Source organism: Nakamurella flavida, from assembly GCF_030811475.1.
Taxonomy (GTDB): domain Bacteria; phylum Actinomycetota; class Actinomycetes; order Mycobacteriales; family Nakamurellaceae; genus Nakamurella; species Nakamurella flavida.
Window position 1 is genome coordinate 3,909,713 of sequence record NZ_JAUSQV010000001.1, and the last position, 21,563, is coordinate 3,931,275.

The 21,563-nt window shown below is 73.4% G+C and carries 19 protein-coding genes and 1 pseudogene; 13 read left to right on the forward strand and 7 right to left on the reverse strand.

Translation table 11 applies throughout. From position 1 onward, the window contains the following. Positions 1-32 precede the first annotated feature (32 nt). The 3 genes and pseudogenes from mca to J2S58_RS17325 form a co-directional block, all read left to right on the forward strand. Positions 33-881, forward strand: a complete 849-nt coding sequence (mca, locus tag J2S58_RS17315; protein WP_344469943.1) for a mycothiol conjugate amidase Mca — start codon at positions 33-35, stop codon at positions 879-881. Continuing rightward, positions 878-1,288, forward strand: coding sequence for a hypothetical protein (locus J2S58_RS17320; RefSeq protein WP_205257003.1), 411 nt, complete (start codon positions 878-880; stop codon positions 1,286-1,288). The genes mca and J2S58_RS17320 overlap by 4 nt, the downstream gene beginning before the upstream one ends. 565 nt (positions 1,289-1,853) lie before the next feature. Next, a pseudogene (locus tag J2S58_RS17325) lies at positions 1,854-2,408 on the forward strand (hypothetical protein); the annotation flags it as partial. Between the two features lie 88 nt (positions 2,409-2,496). Here the strand turns inward: J2S58_RS17325 and trhA are convergent. Beyond that, the gene (gene trhA / locus J2S58_RS17330; RefSeq protein ID WP_205257005.1) at positions 2,497-3,174 is read right to left on the reverse strand and encodes a PAQR family membrane homeostasis protein TrhA; all 678 of its coding nucleotides are present in this window, start codon (positions 3,172-3,174) and stop codon (positions 2,497-2,499) included. A gap of 129 nt (positions 3,175-3,303) precedes the next feature. On the opposite strand from trhA, the gene J2S58_RS17335 reads away from it, so the two are divergent. The 6 genes from J2S58_RS17335 (at position 3,304) to J2S58_RS17360 (ending at position 11,350) form a co-directional block, all read left to right on the forward strand. Beyond that, entirely contained in the window at positions 3,304-4,065 is a 762-nt protein-coding gene (locus tag J2S58_RS17335; protein ID WP_205257331.1) for an isoprenyl transferase, read from the forward strand. A gap of 43 nt (positions 4,066-4,108) precedes the next feature. After that, positions 4,109-5,311 (forward strand): DUF885 domain-containing protein, encoded by a 1,203-nt coding sequence (locus tag J2S58_RS17340; RefSeq protein WP_205257006.1) that lies wholly within the window; start codon positions 4,109-4,111, stop codon positions 5,309-5,311. Positions 5,312-5,514: 203 nt separating this feature from the next. After that, on the forward strand, positions 5,515-6,216 hold the full coding sequence (locus J2S58_RS17345) for a response regulator transcription factor (RefSeq protein ID WP_205257007.1): 702 nt from the start codon (positions 5,515-5,517) through the stop codon (positions 6,214-6,216). An 11-nt stretch (positions 6,217-6,227) separates the two neighbouring features. Then, positions 6,228-7,919: a sensor histidine kinase gene (locus tag J2S58_RS17350; RefSeq protein WP_205257008.1), complete on the forward strand. Its 1,692-nt coding sequence runs from the start codon at positions 6,228-6,230 to the stop codon at positions 7,917-7,919. 357 nt (positions 7,920-8,276) lie between these two features. After that, entirely contained in the window at positions 8,277-9,554 is a 1,278-nt protein-coding gene (locus tag J2S58_RS17355; protein WP_344469944.1) for a PhoH family protein, read from the forward strand. 269 nt (positions 9,555-9,823) lie between these two features. After that, positions 9,824-11,350: a hypothetical protein gene (locus J2S58_RS17360; RefSeq protein ID WP_205257010.1), complete on the forward strand. Its 1,527-nt coding sequence runs from the start codon at positions 9,824-9,826 to the stop codon at positions 11,348-11,350. Positions 11,351-11,443: 93 nt separating this feature from the next. Here the strand turns inward: J2S58_RS17360 and J2S58_RS17365 are convergent, their stop codons facing one another. Beyond that, complete coding sequence (locus J2S58_RS17365; RefSeq protein WP_205257011.1) at positions 11,444-12,901, reverse strand: class II fumarate hydratase; 1,458 nt, start codon at positions 12,899-12,901, stop codon at positions 11,444-11,446. A gap of 145 nt (positions 12,902-13,046) precedes the next feature. Here J2S58_RS17365 and J2S58_RS17370 point away from each other — a divergent pair, with 145 nt between their 5' ends. Further along, a complete protein-coding gene (locus tag J2S58_RS17370; protein WP_205257012.1) occupies positions 13,047-13,646 on the forward strand; it encodes a DUF4245 domain-containing protein in 600 nt (199 codons plus the stop codon). Between the two features lie 19 nt (positions 13,647-13,665). On the opposite strand, the gene J2S58_RS17375 is transcribed toward J2S58_RS17370, so the two are convergent. From J2S58_RS17375 to J2S58_RS17385, 3 genes are all read right to left on the reverse strand, one after another. Next, on the reverse strand, positions 13,666-13,914 hold the full coding sequence (locus tag J2S58_RS17375) for an exodeoxyribonuclease VII small subunit (protein WP_205257013.1): 249 nt from the start codon (positions 13,912-13,914) through the stop codon (positions 13,666-13,668). A 90-nt stretch (positions 13,915-14,004) separates the two neighbouring features. After that, entirely contained in the window at positions 14,005-15,264 is a 1,260-nt protein-coding gene (gene xseA / locus J2S58_RS17380) for an exodeoxyribonuclease VII large subunit (RefSeq protein ID WP_205257014.1), read from the reverse strand. 31 nt (positions 15,265-15,295) lie between these two features. Beyond that, positions 15,296-16,528, reverse strand: a complete 1,233-nt coding sequence (locus J2S58_RS17385) for a hypothetical protein (protein WP_205257015.1) — start codon at positions 16,526-16,528, stop codon at positions 15,296-15,298. 112 nt (positions 16,529-16,640) lie between these two features. Here J2S58_RS17385 and J2S58_RS17390 point away from each other — a divergent pair, with 112 nt between their 5' ends. Continuing rightward, on the forward strand, positions 16,641-17,606 hold the full coding sequence (locus tag J2S58_RS17390) for a 4-hydroxy-3-methylbut-2-enyl diphosphate reductase (protein WP_205257016.1): 966 nt from the start codon (positions 16,641-16,643) through the stop codon (positions 17,604-17,606). 28 nt (positions 17,607-17,634) lie between these two features. Here J2S58_RS17390 and J2S58_RS17395 read toward each other — a convergent pair whose 3' ends face one another. Both J2S58_RS17395 and J2S58_RS17400 read right to left on the reverse strand, forming a co-directional pair. Further along, positions 17,635-18,084, reverse strand: a complete 450-nt coding sequence (locus J2S58_RS17395; protein ID WP_205257017.1) for a DUF6542 domain-containing protein — start codon at positions 18,082-18,084, stop codon at positions 17,635-17,637. Continuing rightward, positions 18,081-19,250, reverse strand: a complete 1,170-nt coding sequence (locus J2S58_RS17400; protein WP_205257018.1) for a DNA recombination protein RmuC — start codon at positions 19,248-19,250, stop codon at positions 18,081-18,083. Before J2S58_RS17400 ends, J2S58_RS17395 begins: the two co-directional genes overlap by 4 nt. A gap of 424 nt (positions 19,251-19,674) precedes the next feature. Between J2S58_RS17400 and J2S58_RS17405 the strand changes: the two genes are divergently transcribed. Together J2S58_RS17405 and J2S58_RS17410 are read left to right on the forward strand one after the other, a co-directional pair. Then, complete coding sequence (locus J2S58_RS17405; protein ID WP_205257019.1) at positions 19,675-21,384, forward strand: nitrite/sulfite reductase; 1,710 nt, start codon at positions 19,675-19,677, stop codon at positions 21,382-21,384. Continuing rightward, positions 21,381-21,563, forward strand: coding sequence for a hypothetical protein (locus tag J2S58_RS17410; RefSeq protein WP_205257020.1), 183 nt, complete (start codon positions 21,381-21,383; stop codon positions 21,561-21,563). The genes J2S58_RS17405 and J2S58_RS17410 overlap by 4 nt, the downstream gene beginning before the upstream one ends.

The following is a 21,563-nucleotide window of genomic DNA, read 5'->3' on the forward strand; positions in this document are numbered from 1 at the left end:
GGGTGGCCGCCGCGCAGGCGCCGTTGCGCCTGATGGCGGTGCACGCCCACCCGGACGACGAATCCAGCAAGGGTGCGGCGACCCTCGCCAAGTACGCGGACGACGGGGTCGGGGTGGTCGTCGTCTCCTGCACGGGTGGCGAGCGCGGGGACATCCTCAACCCCCGTTTCGATCAGGCCGGGATCGACATCCCGGCGCTGCGTCTCACCGAGATGGCCGCCGCCGCCGAGATCCTGGGTGTCGCCCACGAGTGGCTGGGGTTCGAGGACTCCGGCTACCACGAGGGCGACCCGGCGACCTGGGACCTGCCCGCCGGCTGCTTCGGCGCACTCGATCCGGCGGTGGAGACCGAGGCGCTGGTCCGCCTGGTGCGCCACTACCGCCCGCAGGTGATGACGACCTACGACGAGAACGGCGGGTACCCGCACCCGGATCACATCCGGTGCCACGTCGTGTCCATGGCCGCCTTCGAGGCCGCCGGTGACCCGTCGGCGTTCCCCGATGCCGGTGAGCCGTGGCAGCCCTCGAAGCTCTACTACAACGTCGGCTTCTCCAAGAAGCGGATGCTGGCCATCAACGAGGCCGTCAAGGAGGCCACCGGTGAGGGCCCGTTCGACGAATGGTTGGAGCGGTTCGCCAAGAACGACCGCCCCGATCCGTCCGCCCGGATGACCACCCAGGTCCCGGTGGCCGACTTCTTCGCCGCCCGGGACGCCGCGTTGCGCGCCCACGCCACCCAGATCGACCCGGACTCGCACTGGTTCGCCGTCCCCCGCGAGGTCGAGGCCCGCGTCTGGGGCACCGACGACTACGAGCTCGCGCGTGCACTGGTCGAGGCCCCGTTGCCCGAGACCGACCTGTTCGCCGGGATCCGGCCGTGAGCGCGTTGGCCACCGTCGGCGAGGTCGCCGTCGATCTGGTGCACCGGGCCGGGGTCGCGGTCGTCCTGGCCCAGCCGGGCGACCCGGATCCGAGCAACGGCAAGGGTCCGGAGTGGGGCAAGGCCGCCCCGATCGGTCTGCTGGTCATCGCCCTGCTGTGCATCGCGCTGTTCTTCCTGGTCAAGTCCATGAACAAGCGGATCAAGCGGGTGCCGACGAGTTTCGCCCCGGCCGCCCCCGCGTCCACCCAGTCCGAGGACGGTGCGGCAGCCGCCGGCGCGTCGTCCGCCGCCGCCCCCGCGGGCTCGACCGGCACGGCCGCTCCCGCTCCGGCCGCCCCGGCAGGTAGCGGCTCCGGGAGCACTCCTGCCGCGGACGGCACCCGCCCCGGCGGGACCACCGACTGACCGTCGGCAGAACACCATCGAAGGAGCCGCCCGCCTCGCGGGCGGCTTCTCTCGTCTGACGCGCCCGGCTGTTCTCCGCACGTCGGCCTGACGCGGTCGACCGTCTGCTCCGGGCGCCGGCCTGACGGGGCGTGACTCCGCCCCGGCCACCGGCCGATGTCGGGATGGGCCAGGTCGGCTCGGCTGATTCTGCGGTCGACCGCCGCCCCGCCCGCTCGAGCCGCTGCCCGCTCCGACGCCTGCCCTCCGCCCCGCCATGGTCGAACGATTGTCCGGCGACCCATGAGGTGACCCCTGTCACATCCCATCGAGGAGCAGCTGTATCTGCTGCACAGTTGAAAGCACTGTAACGGTGTAATCAACTGGTCGATGACGGCCGAACGCCGGTGTACATCTTCTGGAGGAAGACATGAGAGGACATTTCGCAGCGTGGGCCGAGGGCTTCGATCCGCGCACAGCCGAGCAGGACGGCCCGGAGGGTCGCGGTCCCGGTGGGCGCCGTGGCGGCCCGGGCTTCGGGCCCGGAGGGCCGGGCTTCGGCCGCGGGCCCGGTGGACGGGGCGGCGGCGGCCCTCGGGGTCGCGGTGGCCGCGGGGGAGCCCCGGAGGCTCCGGACGCCGGTGACGCCGCGGCCTGGTTCGCCGGGCGGCTGCCGGGGGATTGGTTCACCGGTTCCCCGACGGTGCAGGTCGATCGCGACGAGATCGTGGTGGTCGGGCAGCTCCCGGCGCTGACCGAGGACTTCGCGGACGCCGCGGCGCGCAGTGCCGCCGAGGCCGGGCGCATCGCCCGGTTCCGCGAGGACACGCGGGAGCAGCGCGTCGACATCGCCCGTCAGGCCGCCCACCGGTACGGCCGGGAGATCTCCTGGGGTGCGTCCCTGGGGGGCACCGAGGAGCTGTTCACCACCCAGTCGGTGCCGGTGATGACGCGACTGCGACAGCCCGAGCGCCAGGTGCTGGACACCCTCGTCGAGGCCGGAGTGGCCCGGTCCCGTTCCGAGGCATTGGCCTGGGCCGTCCGGCTCGTCGGGGAGCACGCCGACACCTGGCTGGCCGAGTTGCGGACCGCGATGGAGCAGGTCTCCGCACTCCGTTCGCAGGGCCCGGATCTGTCGTGATGCCGACGCCCGCCGCCCGATCCCGGGGCTTCCCCGGGGTCGGGTCACGAGCCGGCCGCAGGTCCCCGGCGGTGCGTCGCCCGGTCGCTCAGGACGCCGAGCTGTACAGCAGCAACCAGATCGCCACCGCGTGGCAGATGGCCGCGCCGGTCACCATCGCGTGGAAGCACTCGTGGTACCCGAAGGTGCCGGGCCACGGATTGGGCCGGCGGATCGCGTAGAACACCGCGCCGACGCTGTAGAGCAGCCCGCCGACGCAGATCAGCACGACCACGGCGACACCGCCGCCGGACAGCATGTCCGGCATGAGGAACACCGCCACCCAGCCCAGCGCCAGGTAGAACGGCACGCCGACCCAGCGCGGCGCGTGCGGGCGCAGCATCTTCAGGGCGACGCCGCCGGCGGCACCCGCCCACACGACCACGAGCACCACCGTCCGGCTCGGGTCGTCCATGGCCAGCACCGCGATGGGCGTGTACGTGCCGGCGATGAACACGAAGATCATCGAGTGGTCGGCCCGCTTCATCCAGGTCCGGGCGCGCGGGGAGATCCAGGTGTGCAGGTGGTAGGTCGAGCTGATGCCGAACAGGCCCACCAGGGTGACCGCGTAGATCGCGCACGCCACGGCGGCGGTGGCGCTCACCGTGGTGGCGGCGAGGACCACGAGGGCGACACCCATCGCGACGGCGCCGACCGCCGAGTAGAGGTGGATCCATCCCCGGGCCCGCGGACGGAGCGGGAGGGGACGGTCGGTCAGCGCGCTCATGGGTCCATGGTGCTCGATGAGGGGGCCCGCCGCCCATTCCCGCACGGGTGACCGTGTCCCGCCCGGCGGCGGGTGCCCGTCCCCGACGGTGTTCTCACCCCGCACGCAGTAAGGTCACCGGCCGTGAGGATGCCCGCGTTGCTGTACCGGGTCTACGAGCGCAGGTTGACCCGCTCCCTGATCGGTGCGCCCATCCCGCACCACGTCGGCGTCATGCTCGACGGCAACCGACGCTGGGCCCGCAAGGCCGGCTTCGCCAACCTCAACGAGGGGCATCGCGCCGGGGCCGCGCACATCGCCAACCTGCTGGAGTGGTGCCAGGAGTCCGGCATCGGGATGGTCACCCTCTGGCTGTTGTCCACCGACAACCTCCGTCGCGCCGACGACGAGCTCCTGCCCCTGCTCGGCATCATCACCGACGTCGTCGACGATCTGGCCGAACCCGACCAGCCCTGGAAGGTCCGCATCGTCGGCGCGCTGGACATGTTGCCGCCGGCCATGGCCGGCCGGCTGTCCGCCGCCGAGGAGCGCACCGCCGACCGCACCGGGCTCGAGGTGAACGTGGCCGTCGGGTACGGCGGGCGGCAGGAGATCGTCGACGCGATGCGCTCGTTCGTGCTGACCGGACTGGCCGAGGGGCGTTCCGGGACCGAACTGATCGACGGGCTCTCGGTGGACTCCATCGGTGAGCACCTCTACACCTCGGGTCAGCCCGACCCCGATCTGGTCATCCGCACCTCGGGGGAGCAGCGGCTGTCCGGGTTCCTGCTCTGGCAGAGCGCGCACTCGGAGTTCTGGTTCTGCGAGGCCTACTGGCCGGACTTCCGGCGGGTCGATTTCCTCCGGGCGCTGCGCGACTACGCGGCCCGGCACCGCCGCTACGGCGGCTGACACGCACCAGCGGCCCCGGCCCCACCGCCGATACAGTGCGCCGGTGGACCTGATCACCGAATACCTGTTGCTCGGGCTGCGTTTCGGCCGTGTCGTCGACGGGTTCGTGGATTCCTACACCGGCGACCCGGCACTGTCCCGTCAGGTGGCCGACGAGCCGGTTCCCGATCCCGCCCAGCTGTCCCGGCGGGCCCACGAGCTCTCCGGTCTGGTGGCCGCGGCCGGGTTGCCCGCCCCGCGGACCGCTTTCCTCGTCGCCCACCTGGACGCCCTGGCGGTGGCCGGTCGACGGTTGGCCGGGGAGTCGATGTCGTTCGTGGCCGAGGTGGAGAGCTACTTCCAGGTCCGCATCGAGATGGTCGACACCGACGTCTACGCCCGGGCCCACGCCGAGATCGGTGAGCTGCTCGGCGGCAGTGGGCCGGTCGGCGAGCGGCTGGCCGCGGCGCGGGCCCGCGAACTCTGCCCGCCCGATCTGGTCGGCCGGGCCGTGCAGACCGTCGCGGCCGATCTGCGCGCCCGGGTGGTGCCCGCGGTCGGCCTCCCCGACGGCGAGCACATCGACTTCGCCGTCGAGCGGGACGTCTCGTGGAGCGGCTTCAACTACTACCTGGGCGACTTCTCCTCCCGGGTCGCGGTGAACGCGGACGTCGGCCACCGGATGAGCACCCTGGGGGTGCTCGTGGCCCACGAGTGCTACCCCGGTCACCACACCGAGCACTGCCGCAAGGAGGACCTGCTGGTCCGGCAGCGGCTGGAGGTCGAACACACCCTCTTCCTGGTCAACACCCCGCAGTGCCTGATGGCCGAGGGGCTCGGCGACCTGGCGATGAGCGCGGTGATCGGGCCGGAGTGGGGGCACTGGCTGGCCGGCGTGCTCGACGGCATCGGGCCCTCCTTCGACCCCGATCTCGTGCAGGCCCTGGAGATCGCGTCCCGCCCGCTGAACACCGTCCGGCAGAACGCGGCGATCCTGCTCCACGACGACGGAGTGGACGAGGCGGAGGTGCTGGCCTACCTGCAGCGCTGGGGCCTGGTCGACGCCCAGCGGGCCCGGCAGATGCTGCGGTTCCTCACCGATCCGCTGTGGCGGGCCTACACCTCGACGTACGTGGAGGGCGAGCGGCTGCTCCGGCCCTGGATGTCGGCCCGCGAGCCGGGCGTGACCGCTCTGCAGCGTTTCCAGCGCCTGCTCGACGAGCCGCTCACGCCGTCGGTGATCCAGGCCGAGCTCGCCGCGGTCTGACCCGCACCGTCGGGCGGGGCGCGCCCGACCACGGGCTCACGCGGCGTTCCCATACGCTTCCCCGGCAGCACCGCAGCGAAGATGATGAAGTCGAGATCCCGGCCCGACGTCGCCCGCGACGGAGGCGGGACGGAACGGGGTCGATCGGCCCCGGGACCAGGGTCACCGCAGGATCGGGTGACGAGAGCAGGGGGCGCACGCCGATGTCCGGACAGGCCAGGCTGTTGGTGGTGGACGACGAGCCGTCGTTGCAGGACATCGTCGCGACCTCGATGAGATTCCTGGGATACGAGGTCTCCACCGCCGGGACCGGCCGCGAGGCCGTCCGGGTGGCGACCGACACCCGGCCCGACCTGATCATCCTCGACGTGATGCTGCCGGACTTCGACGGGCTCGAGGTGATGAAGCGGGTCCGCGCCTCCGGTGTCGACTCCGGGGTCGTCTTCCTCTCCGCCCGGGACACCCCGGCCGACCGCATCGCCGGCCTCACCGCGGGCGGCGACGACTACGTCGTCAAGCCGTTCAACCTGGAGGAGCTCGCCTCCCGGGTGGCCGCCGTGCTGCGCCGCACCCGCGGCGACGCGGACGGCGGCGGTTTGCTGCAGGTCGCCGATCTCGAGCTGGACCCCGAGACCTACCAGGTCACCCGGGCCGGCAAGACCATCGAGCTGGCCCCCACCGAGTACAAGATGCTCCGCCACCTGATGGTCAACGCCAATGTCGTGCTCTCCCGCCAGCAGCTGCTGGACGCCGTGTGGGGCACCGACTTCTACGGCGACGACTCCGTGGTGGCCACCTACATCTCCTACCTGCGGCGCAAGGTCGACGCCCCCGAGGTCGCCGAGACCCCGCTCATCCACACCCACCGCGGATTCGGCTACGTGCTGCGCGGTCAGCGGCACTGAGCCGTCCCGTCATGGCCCGGAACACCCCGACCCGCTCCGAACCGCCCCTGGACGTCGCGTCCGATCCGTCCGGGTCGGATCACCTCGATCCGCCGGCCGGCGGCCTGACCAAGTCGGCGCCCACCCCGCTGCGCGCCGACCCGCTCACCGCCACTCCGCGCCGATGGAGCCTGCGGGCGCGGCTGATCGCGCTGGTGCTGGCCACCGCCGCGCTCGCCCTGGCCGCGGTGGACATCGTCCTGCCGATGAACCTGCGCGCCTCACTGCTGGACTCCCGGGAGAACACGCTGCGCAGCGTGCTGTCGACGCTGCCGCAGGGCGCGAACGGCACCTTCGGCCCGGACCAGCTGATCGAGTCGTCCAAGCAGAGCTCGCTGCGCGGCGAGATCGGCTGGACCCTGGTCCGGCCGTCCGGGGTCAACCAGTCCTTCTCCCCGGCCGCGGGTGATCTGCAGGCCAACCCCGATTTCGGGGACCAGCCGCCACTCGGATCGGCCGAGGTCGTCGGGGACGACGACCGGCCCGGGGTCAACTACCTGGCCCTGGGTGTCCAGGCCAGCGTCGTCGGAGACGACGCGACCTACTACCTGGTGGCCTGGAGCCCGATCGCCGACATCACCGGCACCGTCAAACGTCTGGTCGCCCTGGAACTGCTCATCACCGCCGGTCTGCTGCTGCTGCTCGGCGGCATCTCCAGCCTGATCATCCGCCGCGAGCTCAAGCCGCTGGAGGGGATGGCGCGCACCGCGGACGCCATCGCCGGGGGTGACCTGGACCGCCGGGTGGACGTGATCGACCCGTCCACCGAGGTCGGCCGGCTGGGAGCGGCGTTCAACGGCATGGTGGACGGCGTCGGTGGTCTCCTCGAGGACCGGCGGCGCAGCGAGGAACGGCTCCGGCAGTTCGTCGCGGACGCCTCCCACGAGCTGCGCACCCCGGTGGCCGCCGTGCGCGGCTACAGCGACCTGTACGCTGCGGGCGCCCTGCCGGACGAGGCCGCGGTGGACAAGGCCATGGGCCGCATCGGGTTCGAGGGTCGGCGGATGGGGGCGCTGGTCGAGGACCTGCTCACCCTCATCCAGGCCGACGCCGAGCGCGCCACCCGCTTCGAGCGGGTCGATCTGTCCGAGCTGCTCACCGGCGTCGCCGACGACGCGGCCGTCATCGACCCCACCCGGACCTGGCGGCTGGCCGGCACCGGCACCCGCTCGCTGGTGGTCGGCGACCGGATGCGCCTGCACCAGCTCTTCGCCAACCTGCTCGCCAACGTCCGCACGCACACCCCCGCGGGGACCACGGTGACGGTGTCCGTCCTGGTCAGTGCCCGGGATGTGGCCGTGACGGTCAGCGACAACGGGCCGGGCGTCTCCGACGAGGCCCTGCCCAAGCTCTTCGACCGCTTCTACCGCGTGGAGGCCTCCCGCAGCCGGGAGAACGGCGGCACCGGGCTCGGGCTGTCCATCGTCGCGGCCATCGTGCGCAGCCACGGCGGCGAGGTCACCGCGTCCCACACGCCCGGGGGCGGGCTGACCATGACCGTCATCCTGCCCGGGGCGACCGGCACCGCCGCGGTGCCGCCGGTGGGCGCCGAGCCCGTCACCGGCCCGATCACCGGGCCGATCGGCATCGTCCCGGGCTCCGCTCCCACCCCGGTCGGGGCCGCTGGACCGGTCGGCGGGGAACGCGACGTTTCCGGTACGTGAAGTCTGCGAGACCGGGTGCGTGTCGGAGCGGGGCCCTCACGGCCCGGGCGTAACGTCCGATTCGTGGCCCCCGTCATGGGTCACACGGGAGGCCCCGAGTGAAGGCGTGCGGATCATCTGCACCTGCTTCGAGGGGGCCGGCACCGGGCCCCAGCGGGCACCGATCCCCGGATCGGATGCATCGTCGGGACACCGCCGGCCTCGTCTCGTCAGCGGCCGCGCGGTCCCGCGTCCGTCAGGGAGCCGTTCGTGGATTCACGCCGTCCTTCCTCGTCCGCCACGACCCGGAACGGGACGCAGCCCGCGCCCACCGGTGACCACGCGGCCGAACCGCCCCCCGGGCGCCGCACCTACGTCATCGACACCTCGGTCCTGCTGTCGGACCCGTTCGCGCTCAACCGGTTCGACGAGCACGAGGTGGTGCTGCCGCTGATCGTCATCTCCGAGCTCGAGGCCAAGCGGCACCATCCCGAGCTCGGCTACTTCGCCCGGCAGGCCCTGCGCCTGCTCGACGACCTGCGCGTCGAGCACGGGCGCCTCGACGCCCCGGTGCCGGCGGGCGAGGGCGGCACCCTGCACATCGAGCTCAACCACACCGATGCCTCCGTGCTCCCGGTCGGGTTCCGCAACGACAGCAACGACTCCCGCATCCTGGCCTGTGCGATGAACCTGGCCGCCGAACGGCCGGCCGGCGCCGTGGTGCTGGTCAGCAAGGACATGCCGCTGCGGGTCAAGGCGTCCGCGGTCGGGCTGGCCGCCGACGAGTACCGGGCGCAGGACATCGTGCCGTCCGGCTGGACGGGGATGGCCGAGGTGGCGGTGGCCGCCGAGGAGGTGGACACCCTGTTCTCCACCGGCCTGATCGACTCCGACGCCGCCCGCGACCTGCCCTGCCACACCGGGGTCAAGCTCACCGGCCCGTCCGGGTCGGCGTTGGGTCGGGTGACCCCGGGCAAGCAGATCCGCCTGGTGCGCGGGGAGAAGGACGCGTTCGGCCTCCGGGGCCGCTCGGCCGAGCAGCGCATCGCCCTGGACCTGCTGATGGACGACGAGGTCGGCATCGTCTCCCTCGGCGGTCGGGCCGGCACCGGGAAGTCCGCGCTCGCCCTGTGCGCCGGGCTGGAACTGGTGATGGAACGGCGCGCGCATCGCAAGGTCGTGGTGTTCCGTCCGCTCTACGCGGTGGGCGGGCAGGAGCTCGGGTACCTGCCCGGCGGCGAGGCCGAGAAGATGGGCCCCTGGGCCCAGGCGGTCTTCGACACCCTGTCGGCGACGGCGTCGCCGCAGGTCATCGAGGAGGTGCTGGCCCGCGGGATGCTCGAGGTCCTGCCGCTGACCCACATCCGCGGCCGGTCCCTGCACGACGCGTTCGTCATCGTCGACGAGGCCCAGTCGCTCGAACGCAACGTGCTGCTCACCGTGCTGTCCCGCCTGGGTACGAACTCCCGGGTGGTGCTCACCCACGACGTGGCCCAGCGCGACAACCTGCGGGTGGGTCGGCACGACGGCATCGCCGCGGTCATCGAGACCCTCAAGGGGCACCCGTTGTTCGCCCACGTCACGCTGACGCGTTCAGAGCGGTCGCCCATCGCCGCGCTGGTCACCGAGATGCTGGAGCTGCCCGACCTGGCCTGACCGCTCCCGGCGTGCCCGCCGCGTGGCGGACCCCCCTCCTGTTGATCATGACGCTGGTGTCCGCCCGGGCGGCGTGTCCTCCGTGACACGCCGCGCGGGGGTCATGATCGACAACGGGGCCGGGTGGGTGGGCCGAGACCGGCCGGACAGGGCGGACACGCCGAGGACGGCGGCAAGGCGGCGCCCCGACCCCACAGGGGGCATCGTGTTCACGGCGCCCCGGTCCGGGTGCGTGATGCCGGCGTCAGCCGGACGGGAAAGAGGAGCCGATGACCCGCGCCACCCGACGACACCTGGCCGGAGCGCTGGCCGCCGTGAGCGTGGCGGCGGCCGCGACCCTGGCTGTGCTGGCTCCCGCGTCCGGGGCGACCGCCCCTGGCGCCGCCGTGGCCCCGGCGGCGGCTGCCGCTCCCGTGGTCACCACCGGGCCGGACGGCGCCCTCACCGTGGATCCGGCCACCGGGCTGGCCCCGTCCGGGGCGGTCGTCACCGCCCAGGGTTCGCTGGCCGCCGAGGGCTGGTTGATGGTGTGCCCGCCGGGTGCGGGCGCGGCCGCGGACTGCGTGGGCGCGCCGGACACGGCCGCGGCGACCGGTTCCGGCTGGGTCCACCTGCCCACCGGCGGTGCGTTCTCCACTCCGCTGACCCTGCCCGACGTGGCCGCCGCCGGCTGTGTCCCCGACTCCTGCGCCCTGATCGCCGGGGCCGCTCCGGACGGCGGCCTGGCCGTGCCGCTGGCCTTCGCCACCGGGGAGACCACCCCGACCACCGAGACCACCCCCACCACGCCGACGACGACGGCGGCCCCCAGCACCGCGATCGTGCAGGTCGTCCGGTCCGAGAGCATCGAGGCCGGCGGCGAGCAGCAGGTCGTCTTCTCCGGCTTCCAGCCCGGCGAGGAAGTGGCGCTCACCCTGTTCTCCCGGGAGGTCGAGCTGCCGGGGGTGACCGCGGACGCCACCGGGGTCGTCCAGGCGACCTTCGGCGTGCCCATCGATCTCGACCCGGGCAGTCACCGGCTGCAGGCCATCGGGCAGCAGTCCGGAGTGGCCGGGGTCGCCACCTTCCAGGTGACGGCCGTGCCGGTGTCGTCCAGCACCCCGCCCTCCACCACCAGCACCGCGCCCACGTCCACCACCCCGACCAGCTCGTCCGCCGCACCGACCTCCGAGGTCAGCACCACCTCGGCCGCGCCGACCACCGCACCCACCACCGCCGACGTGGCCGCGCCGGTGTCGTCGTCCGGTTCGCTGTGGTGGCTGTGGCTGGTCCTCGCGCTGGTCGTGATCAGTGCCGCGGTGACCGGCATCGTGCTGTACCGGCGCCGGCAGGCCCAGGAGCAGGAACGGGTGGTGCACGAGGCGGCCCTGGCCCAGGCCGCGGAGGCCGAGCGGCGGCGGCAGGAACAGGCACAGATCCAGGCCAACGCCCAGGCGCCCACCGCCTACCTGCCCCCGGTGGTGCAGCCGCCGCGACCGCCGGACGCCGGTGACCACTTCGGTCTGCTGTCCGGCCGGGAGCATCCCGATTCGCCGCAGCTGTACGGCGGGGGCTCCGGTCGCGGTCAGGACGACGCCACCACCCGCTACGACCCGCCGCGCCGCGACCCCTTCCCGCCGCCCGCCGGCCCCACGGGCCCGCCGAGCGGCTCGGCCCCGTCCGGTGGGGACTTCGGCCCGCACACCCAGGCGTTCCGGCCGGACTTCGACGACACCGGCGAACACCCCCAGGGTGACGGGCCCCCCACCCAGGCGTGGCGGCCGGATGACGACGGGAATCCACCGCCCCGGCGGTGACCATCGCAGATGCAGAACAGCCGGACCCCGCGGGGTCCGGCTGTTCTGCGTCCTGTTCCCGTGCCGATCGCGCGGCCGGCGTCCGGGGACGGATCAGGGGTGGGTCATGGACAGCAGATCGAGCGCCTCGTCGAGCTGGGTGTCGGTGAGCTTGCCGGAGGTGACGTGCCCGCGGGAGCGGACCACCTCGGCGATCGTGCGGGACTCCTTCAGGGCCTGCTTGGCCACGGAAGCGGCCTCCTCGTACCCGATGTACTTGTTCAGCGGGGTCACGATGGACGGCGAGGCCTCGGCGTAGAACAGGCACTTCTGCCGGTCGACCTCCAGGCCCGCGATGCACCGGTCGGCCAGCAGGCGCGAGACGTTGGCCAGCAGCCGGATCGACTCGAGCAGGTTGCGGGCGATCACCGGGAGCATCACGTTCAGCTCGAAGTTGCCCTGCGAGCCGGCGAACGCGACGGTGGCGTCGTTGCCGATGACCTGGGCCACCACCTGCAGGGTCGCCTCCGGCAGCACCGGGTTGACCTTGCCGGGCATGATCGACGACCCGGGCTGCAGGTCGGGAAGGTGCAGCTCGCCCAGGCCCGCGCGCGGACCCGATCCCATCCAGCGGATGTCGTTGCAGATCTTGTTCAGGCCGACGGCGATGGTGCGCAGCTGGCCGGACGTCTCGACCAGTGCGTCCCGCGCGCCCTGGGCCTCGAAGTGGTTGCGGGCCTCGGTGAACGGCAGATCGGTGAGCCGGGCCAGCTCCTCGATGACGGCCGCGGCGAACCCGGGCGGGGTGTTGATGCCGGTGCCGACGGCGGTGCCGCCCAGCGGCAGCTCGGCCAGCCGGGGCAGCGAGCCGGACAGCCGGTCCACGCCGTAGCGGATCTGCGCGGCGTAGCCGCCGAACTCCTGGCCCATGGTCACCGGGGTGGCGTCCATCAGGTGCGTCCGGCCGGCCTTGACCACGTCCGACCACTCGTCGGCCTTGATCTGCAGGGCGCCGGCCAGGTGGTTCAACGCGGGGATCAGCTCGGTGACCACGGCCTCGGTGGCGGCCACGTGGATCGACGACGGGAAGACGTCGTTGGACGACTGCGAGGCGTTGACGTGGTCGTTCGGGTGGATCGCCGCACCGTCCTGCGAGGCCAGCGAGGCGATCACCTCGTTGGTGTTCATGTTCGAGCTGGTCCCCGAGCCGGTCTGGAAGACGTCGATGGGGAAGTGCCCGTCGAACTCGCCGTCGGCGACGCGGGTGGCCGCGGCGGTGACCGCCCGGGCCTGCTCGTCGGTGATCACCCCGAGTCGGGCGTTGACCGTCGCCGCGGAGGCCTTGATCAGGGCGAGTGCGCGGATCTGCGCCCGCTCGAGCCCGCGGAAGGAGATCGGGAAGTTCTCCACGGCCCGCTGGGTCTGCGCCTTGTACAACGCATCCGCCGGCACCCGGACCTCGCCCATGGTGTCGTGCTCGATGCGGAAGTCGCCTGCCGGGCCCGTCGACGGGGCCGGGGCGTCAGCGGAGGATGCGGTCGCGGGCGTGAACTCGCCGTTGTGTTCTGCCATGCGGGCCAAACTATCCGGGTCCGGGCGGGTACGGCGCTCCCGTCGGCCGACTCCGGGGCTGATCTGCATCACAGCGGGCGCCGGGGCGGCTCCGCACGGGCCGCCGCGGCGGGGGGCCCACGGGGGTGCGTGGGAACATGGACCCATGGCCGCCCGACGCACCACCACCATGCGCGACATGGTGCTGTCGATGGGTCTGCTGACCGTCATCGCGCTGCTCGGGGCGGCGTTCTACTTCGGGTTCAGCTTCTCCCCGGGCGGGCCCACGGCGGGGGAGAACCCGACCGCCGACGTGACCCGCGGCTTCGACACCTCCGAGGCCTCGGTGGGCTTCCCGGTGCTCACTCCCACCGGTCTACCGGCCGCGTTCCAACCCAGCTCGTTCTCCCGGACGGCCGCCGGTGGGTCCGCCCCGCCCGCGGTGCGCGGTGGCTGGCTGGTCGACGGCGAACGGTTCATCACCCTCATCGAGTCCTCCGCGCCGGTCGCCGATGTGCTCACCGCCGAACTGGGCGAGCAGGCCGAGATCGGCGCCACCGGTGTGGTGCAGGCCGGCGGCCGGGAGTGGTCGCTGGCGGTGGGCCGACGGGACGAGGCGGCGTGGTTCCTCACCGTGCCGGCCGCCCAGGTGCCCGGCGGCAGCGGGTCGGGCCAACTGGTCTACCTGATCACCGGTACGGCCACGCCCAAGGCCTTCCAGACGCTGGCCGCCGCAGTCACCGCACAGCTCACCGCGGCCGGCTGACCGCTCACTGCCGTCCTGGTCAGGCGCTGTCCTCGTCGGCGCGGGCCAGCGCCGACTCGACCCGTTCCCGGGCCCCGTCCAGCAGCCGGGTGCACACCCCGGCCAGGTGCTCACCGCGTTCCCACAGCGTCAACGACTCCTCCAGCGGCAGTCCACCGGCCTCGAGGCGGGCCACCACCTGGGCGAGCTCGTCCCGGGCCTGCTCGTAGCTGGTCGGCCCGTCGTCGGCCGCCGGGGCGGGGGAGGCGGGTTCGCGGGTGGCGGCCATCGTCGGGTGTCCTTCCGGGCGGGGTGCGGGGTGCGGGTCAGGTTCTCACGGCGTCGGCCGGCGGCGGGCCGCTCGGGAGCGGGCGGCCGGTCAGGAGTCCGGCGCGGCGCCGTCGCTCACGGCGAGCACCGCGCCGTCGGCCACCCGGACCCGCAGGGTCGTCCCGGCCGGGGCCTGGTCGATCGACCGCAGCACGGTCCGCGTCCCGGCGTCGACCGTCTGGACCACGGCGTACCCGCGGGCCAGGGTCGCAGCCGGACCGAGGACGGACAGTTGCGCCCGGCGGTGCGCGAGGTCGCGGTCGGCCCGGTCGAGCGTCGTGTGCACCCAGCGGCGGGCCCGTTCGGTGGCCACCTGCACGTCCTGGCGGCGCCGTTCGATCGGGCCGAGCGGGTCGGCGAGCACCGTCGCCGCGGTCAGCCGGCCCAGGCGTGCCTGCTCGGTGAGCACCCACCCGGTGAGCGCCCGGCGGGCCCGGGCCCGGAGCTGCTCGACCTGCCGGAGCTCGGCGGCCATGTCGGGCACCACCCGCTTGCCGGCGTCGGTCGGCGTGGAGCACCGGACGTCGGCGACGTCGTCCAGGATCGGATGGTCCGGTTCGTGCCCGACCGCGCTGATCACCGGTGTCCGGCAGGCGGCCACGGCCCGGCACAGCGTCTCGTCGGAGAACGGCAGCAGGTCCTCCACGCTGCCGCCGCCCCGGGCGATCACGATGACGTCCACCTCGGGGTCGGCGTCCAGCCTGGTCAGCGCGTCGATGAGCTGGGTGACGGCGTTCAGACCCTGGACGGCCGCGTACTCGATGCGGAACCGCACCGCGGGCCACCGCGCCCGGGCGTTGGCCAGCACATCGGACTCGGCGGCGCTCGCCCGCCCGGTGATCAGCCCCACGGCCCGGGGCAGGAACGGCAGCGGGCGCTTCCGGGCGGCGGCGGTCAGCCCCTCGGCGGCGAGCAGGCGGCGCACCCGCTCCAGCCGGGCCAGCAGCTCTCCGAGGCCGACCGGGTGCATCTCGTCGACGCGGAACGACAGCGACCCCCGCGCCGGGTAGAACTCGAAACGCCCGTGCACCACCACCCGGGATCCCTCGCTGGGCGGCGCGGCCAATCCGGCCAGCACCGAACGCGAGCAGGTGACCTGCAGGGACATCGTCACCGAGGCGTCCCGCAGCGTCAGATAGGCCGTCTGGGCGCCCGGCCGCAGGGTGAACTGGGCGATCTGCCCCTCCACCCAGGCCGCCGGGGCCCGGGAGATGTACTCGGTCATCCGCTGGGTGAGCGCACGAACCGGCCACGGGTTCTCCCGGGTCGTCTGCCCGGCCGTCGCCGGCGGCGCCTGCGGGCCGGTCACCGGGCACCCGGGCACGGGGCCGCGGCGGCGCTCACTCGGCCGACTGGCCCAACGTGGTGATCCGGTTCGTCAGCAGGGTCAGGAACGGAGCCCGGCCGCGGTGCTGCTGCTCGAACAGCAGCAGATCAGCCGTCTGGGCCGCGGTGAGGCTCCCCAGGTGGCCGCGGACCTGGGCCACGGTCATCCCGCTGTATCCGGCCAGCGCATCGGGCTCGTCCGGTGTCGTGGTCGGGGTGGTGGTGGTGGTGGCCGTGGCTGAACCGGTGCCGGCTTTCGGGTCCGCGGCGACCGACGGGGTGGGCGGGGTCGAGGGCACAGCCGTCGGTGCGGAGGTCGGCGGGACGACCGCCGGCCCGGCCGGCTTGGGCGTGGTGGCCGCGTCCCGGGTGCGCGCGGCCGCGGCCGCGCTCCGGGCGGTGTCCTCGGCGGTCAACCCGTGCGGCGCGCGCTCGGGGGTGACGGCGTCCACCGAGGTGGGGACCGGCCGGGGCGGGCGGGCCGCCGGGTGCGCCGGGGTGGGTCGGACCTCGGGCCCACCCACCGGGGTGGGTGTCGGTGCGGGCGCGGCGGGCTTGGGCGGGGTCGGCACGGGCGGGGTGGACGCAGGCGGGGCGGATGCAGACGGGGCGGACGCGGCGGTGGGGACGGGCGCGGTGCCGACGGTCGGCTCACCGCCGACCGCGGCGGCCAGCAGGGCCTCGGAGCCACCGGCCGGCGGGTCGAGGGCGGCGTCCGCCGCTGCCCGGCGGGTCCGGGTGGTGGCGGTCCCGTCGGCCTCGGCCACGGCCGCGGGGGAGTCGGCGGGCGTGTGGGCGGACGGGCCGGTGTTCTCGTGGTGGACCGCGGGAAGCACGTCGTCCAGGTCGGGCAGCACGGTGGGCGCCTGTGCCGGCCCGCCGGGGATCGGGCCACTGCTGGAGCTCCGGTGCGCGTGCTCGTGCTGGTCGTCGTGATCGGCGGCATCACCCGCATCGTCGGCCGGGCGGCCCATGGCGGAGGTCGGCGCGTCGTCGTCGTCGTCGTCGAAGCGGGCCCAGGCCGGGCTGTCCCCGCCGGATCCCCGGGTGAGGCCGGAGAGCAGCTCCTCCCCGCGGCCGGCGAGCTCGGCGACCTCCTGTTGCACCTTCATCGACAGGCGTACGGCGCGGCCGACGAGGGTCACCGGCAGGGCCGGGAGCTCCTCGGGCAGGCGCTTGAGGGTGTCGATGCCGGTACCGACGAGTCCGGCGGCGACGAGCACGGGGGTCGGCAGGGTGAGGGCCATGTCTCCAGACTGCCGTATCCGCCGGCGGTCGGCCCGCGCCGGGTGTCCGGAGATGACCCGCGCGGGGCTGCGTGCGCCGCCCGACGTCGACGGACCGACCTACCATGGGGTCATGACCGCCGCCACGACCCGCCGTGTCCTGCTCGCCCGTCCCCGCGGTTACTGCGCCGGCGTGGACCGGGCCGTGGTCACGGTGGAGAAGGCGCTCGAGCAGTACGGCGCCCCGGTCTACGTCCGCAAGCAGATCGTCCACAACAAGCACGTGGTGGCCGGTCTCGAGGCGCGCGGGGCGGTCTTCGTCGACGAGACCGAAGAGGTCCCCGAGGGGGCGATCGTGGTGTTCTCCGCGCACGGGGTGTCCCCGGCGGTGCACGAGGAGGCCGCGCAGCGCGATCTGCGGGTCATCGACGCGACCTGCCCGCTGGTCACCAAGGTGCACAAGGAGGCCGTCCGGTTCGCCTCCGAGGGGTACGACATCGTCCTCATCGGGCACCGCGGGCACGAGGAGGTCGAGGGCACGCAGGGCGAGGCCCCCGACGTCATCCAGGTCGTGGACACCGCCGCGGACGTGGACGCGGTCCAGGTCGCCGACCCCGAGAAGGTGATCTGGCTCTCGCAGACCACCCTGTCGGTGGACGAGACCCTGGAGACGGTCGACCTGCTCCGTCGGCGGTTCCCGCTGATGACCTCACCGCCGAGCGACGACATCTGCTACGCCACCCAGAACCGGCAGGAGGTCGTCAAGCAGATCGCCGACGACTGCCAGCTGGTCATCGTGGTGGGCTCCAAGAACTCGTCGAACTCCGTGCGGCTGGTCGAGGTGGCCCTGGACGCCGGCGCGGACACCTCGTACCTGGTGGACGACGCGACCGAGATCGACGAGGCCTGGCTGACCGGCGTGGGCACGGTCGGGGTGACCTCGGGCGCCTCGGTGCCGGAGGACCTGGTGGACGGGGTGCTGGCCTGGCTGGCCGAGCGCGGCTACGCCGACGTGCAGGAGTTCACCGCGGCGACCGAGACGTTGACCTTCTCGCTGCCCAAGGAGCTGCGCCGGGATCTGCGTCCGGCCAACCGCTGACCACGGTGCCGACAGGTGCCCGCCGGGGTCAGTGGTGCCCGGCGGTGGCGCGCGGACGCGCTGCGGTCGACCGACGCAGCGGCTGCGCGTAGATCCGGATGCCGCCCAGCATGAGGACGAGCAGGGTGCCGATGAGCATGGTCGGGAACGTGGCGATGACCCGCAGCGCGGTGGCGTAGAGCCCGCTGGTCGCGGTGAACGCGATACCACCGACGAGCACGCCGAAGACGAGCACCAGCGGCGGCTGCACCATCGCGGTGAACAGGGAACCACGGCGGACGAACAGCACCGCCGCGACCACTCCGAACCAGAAGCCCAGCCGCAGACCCCAGCTGAGCTGACCGCTGATCACGCCGTCGGCGGCCGCGCCGACCATGGTCAGCACGAGCGCGATGGCCACGGCCGACCACCAGGGGCCGCCCTTGCGGGTGGGCACCACGCTGGCATCGACGGCGGGAACGGTTCCGGGCGAGGTCACCGCTCCACGGTAGCGGCTGGCCGGTGGGCCGGCGTGTGACTCGGCGGCCGTGCGTCCCGTTCGTCCGGGCCGGGGGACAGGCCGGCCGGGCCGCCGGTCGGCGGTCGCAGTTCGGTGGACTGGGCCCGCAGCGGGGTGGATCCGATGGGCGGCGCGGCCGGAGCCGGCTCGCCCGGTACCCCGAGATCGGTGAACCGCCGCGCGGTGACCAGCACCCGGCTGTCCATCGACCGCACCAGCTGGTTGTAGGACTCCACGGCCCGTTCCAGGCCCGTGCCCGCCCGCGCCAGGTGCTCGGCCATGGTGGCGAGCCGCCCGTGCAGCTCGCGGCCCAGGGCGTGGATCTCCGTGGCCGATGCGGTCAGCGTCTCCTGCCGCCAGGTGAAGGCGATCGTCCGCAGCAGGGCGATCAGGGTGGTCGGGGTGGCCAGGATGACCGACCGGGAGAAGGCGTGGTCGGCCAGCCCCGGGTCGTGCACCAGGGCGGCGTCCAGCAGCGGTTCGCCGGGCACGAACAGCACGACGAACTCCGGGGCGGGCTGGAACGCCGACCAGTACGCCTTGCCCGCGAGGGCATCGACGTGACCCCGCAGCGCCCGGGCGTGGGCGGCCATGGCCCCGGCCCGTTGGCGGTCGTCGGGTGCGTCGAGGGCGGCCAGCCAGGCGGCGAACGGCATCTTGGCGTCCACCGGGATGCTGCGGCCGCCGGAGAGTCGCACCACCATGTCGGGGCGCACTCCGGGGGCGGCGCGACCGGCCCGGTCCCGTGCGCCCGGCGCGCTGACCTGGACGTCGAAGTCGCAGTGTTCGACCATGCCGGCGAGCTCCACGATGCGCTGCAGCTGGATCTCCCCCCACCGGCCGCGGACCTGCGGAGCACGGAGCGCACCGACCAGCGACCGGGTCTGCCCACCCAGTTCGGTGGATGCCCGGTGCAGCGCGGCCACCTGTTCGTGCAGGCCGGCATAGGCGCCCACCCGGTCCCGTTCGACCTCCCGCAATCGGTCCTCCACCCGCTGCATGGCCTGCGAGGCGGGGGCGAGGAGGGCGGAGAGCTGGGCGGTGTCCGCGGCCCGGCTGCTGCCGGTGGATCGGCCGATGAGCAGTCCGAGGCCGACGCCGACGGCGATCAGGGCCGCTCCGAGCAGCAGGGTGGTGGCGTCCATGGTCCGCACCCTGCCGCAGACCCCCGACAGTCCTCACCCGTCCGCCCAGCACCCGGCACCGCCCCCGAGGTGCGATCGCCACGGTGCCCGGGTCGTTCCTTGGCGCCCTGGTCCGGGTCTCCAGCAGACGTCACCGGCGGGAGCTCACGGATGGCCCACCACGTCCGGCGGTCTGCCGGCCGGGTGTGGGTCGACAGACAGCGGATCGGACGCGCCGGTCGCGGTAGGCTCCGTGCCATGTCCGTCCAGGGTGTTCCGTTGGTGTGCCGTCGCGAGGTCGACCTCGTGCGCGTCACCAGCGCGGCGTGTTGCCCTGCGTCCTAGACCCGACCCCGTTCGCCGCCGCGCCGGGATGTCGTCCTCCCGCTGACGTCCGCCGTCGCTGCCGGGTGGCCATCTCCAGCCAGATCCGCAAGGACGTGCTGTGTCCACAGAAGCCCCGTCATCCGCTCCCGGAGCCCCCGCTCCGGCGCCCCGACGTACCCGGCCCGACGCCGGGCGCGGCCAGGGCCAATGGGCGCTGGGCCACCGCGAACCGCTCAACCCCAACGAGCGGACCAAGAAGGACGACGACGGCCTGCACTGCCGCCAGCGCATCGAGAACGTCTACCGCTACACCGGCTACGACGGCATCGACCCCGGTGACCTGCGCGGCCGGTTCCGCTGGTGGGGGCTGTACACCCAGCGCGCCCCGGGCATCGACGGCGGCCGCACGGCCGTCCTCGAGCCCGAGGAGCTGGAGGACAAGTTCTTCATGCTGCGGGTCCGCATCGACGGCGGGCAGCTCACCACCACCCAGCTGCGCACCATCGGCGACATCTCGACCCGGTACGCCCGGGACACCGCCGATCTCACCGACCGGCAGAACGTGCAGTACCACTGGATCCGCATCGAGGACGTCCCGGACGTGTGGCAGCAGCTGGAGGCGGTGGGTCTGTCCACCGCCGAGGCCTGCGGCGACACCCCCCGTGTGGTGCTCGGCTCTCCGGTGGCCGGGATCGCCACCGACGAGATCATCGACGGCACCCCGGCGATCACCGAGATCGTCCGTCGGTTCGTCGGGTCGGAGGAGTTCTCCAACCTGCCCCGCAAGTTCAAGACGGCCATCTCCGGCTCGCCCCGGCACGACGTCGCCCACGAGATCCACGACATCGCGTTCGTGGGTGTGGTGCACCCCGAGCACGGCCCGGGCTTCGACCTGTGGGTCGGCGGCGGGCTGTCCACCAACCCGATGCTGGGTCAGCGGCTCGGCGCATGGGTCCCGCTGGACGAGATCCCCGAGGTCTGGGCCGGCGTCATCTCGATCTTCCGCGACTACGGGTACCGGCGGCTGCGCAACCGGGCCCGGTTGAAGTTCCTCGTCGCCGACTGGGGGGTCCGCAGGTTCCGGGACGTGCTGGAGCAGGAGTACCTGCACCGCACCCTGGTCGACGGCCCCGCCCCGGCCGAGTACGCCGGACCGCGGGACCACGTGGGCATCCACCCGCAGAAGGACGGCCGCTTCTACGTCGGGGTCAACCCCACCGTGGGCCGGGTGTCCGGCTCGTTGCTGACCCAGGTCGCGGATCTCGTCGAGGCGCACGGCAGCGACCGCGTCCGGATGACCACCGACCAGGGCCTGGTGATCCTGGACATCGAGCAGGCGCGGCTGGCCTCGCTCACGGCCGGTCTCGAGGCCCTCGGGCTGTCGGTCAACCCGTCGACGTTCCGGCGGAACATGCTGGCCTGCACCGGGTTGGAGTTCTGCAAGTTGGCCATCGTGGAGACGAAGGCGCGCGGCATCGCCCTGGTCGACGAGCTGGAGCGCCGGGTCGGCGACCTGGACGTCCCGCTGACGATCAACATCAACGGGTGCCCGAACGCGTGTGCCCGCACGCAGATCGCCGACATCGGCCTCAAGGGCATGATCGTCACGGACTCCGACGGCCGGCAGGTCGACGGCTTCCAGGTGCACCTGGGTGGCGGACTCGGCCTGGACGCCGGGTTCGGGCGGAAGCTGCGCGGCCACAAGGTGACCGGCGACGAGCTGCCGGACTTCGTCGAACGCGTCGTGCGGTCCTTCGACGCGCAGCGCGTGCCCGGCGAGCGGTTCGCGCAGTGGGTCGAACGGGCGGACGAGGCGGCCCTGCGATGAGCGAGACGCGGTCGCCCGCCCAGTACTGCCCGTACTGCGGGGAGACCGACCTCTGGCCGCACGAGGACTCGCACGGCGCCTGGTCGTGCCGCACCTGCGGACGGGTGTTCGCGGTGCGCTTCATCGGGTTGGCCTCGCGGGCGCAGTCCGGTGACCCGGCTCCGGAGGTGACCCCGTGA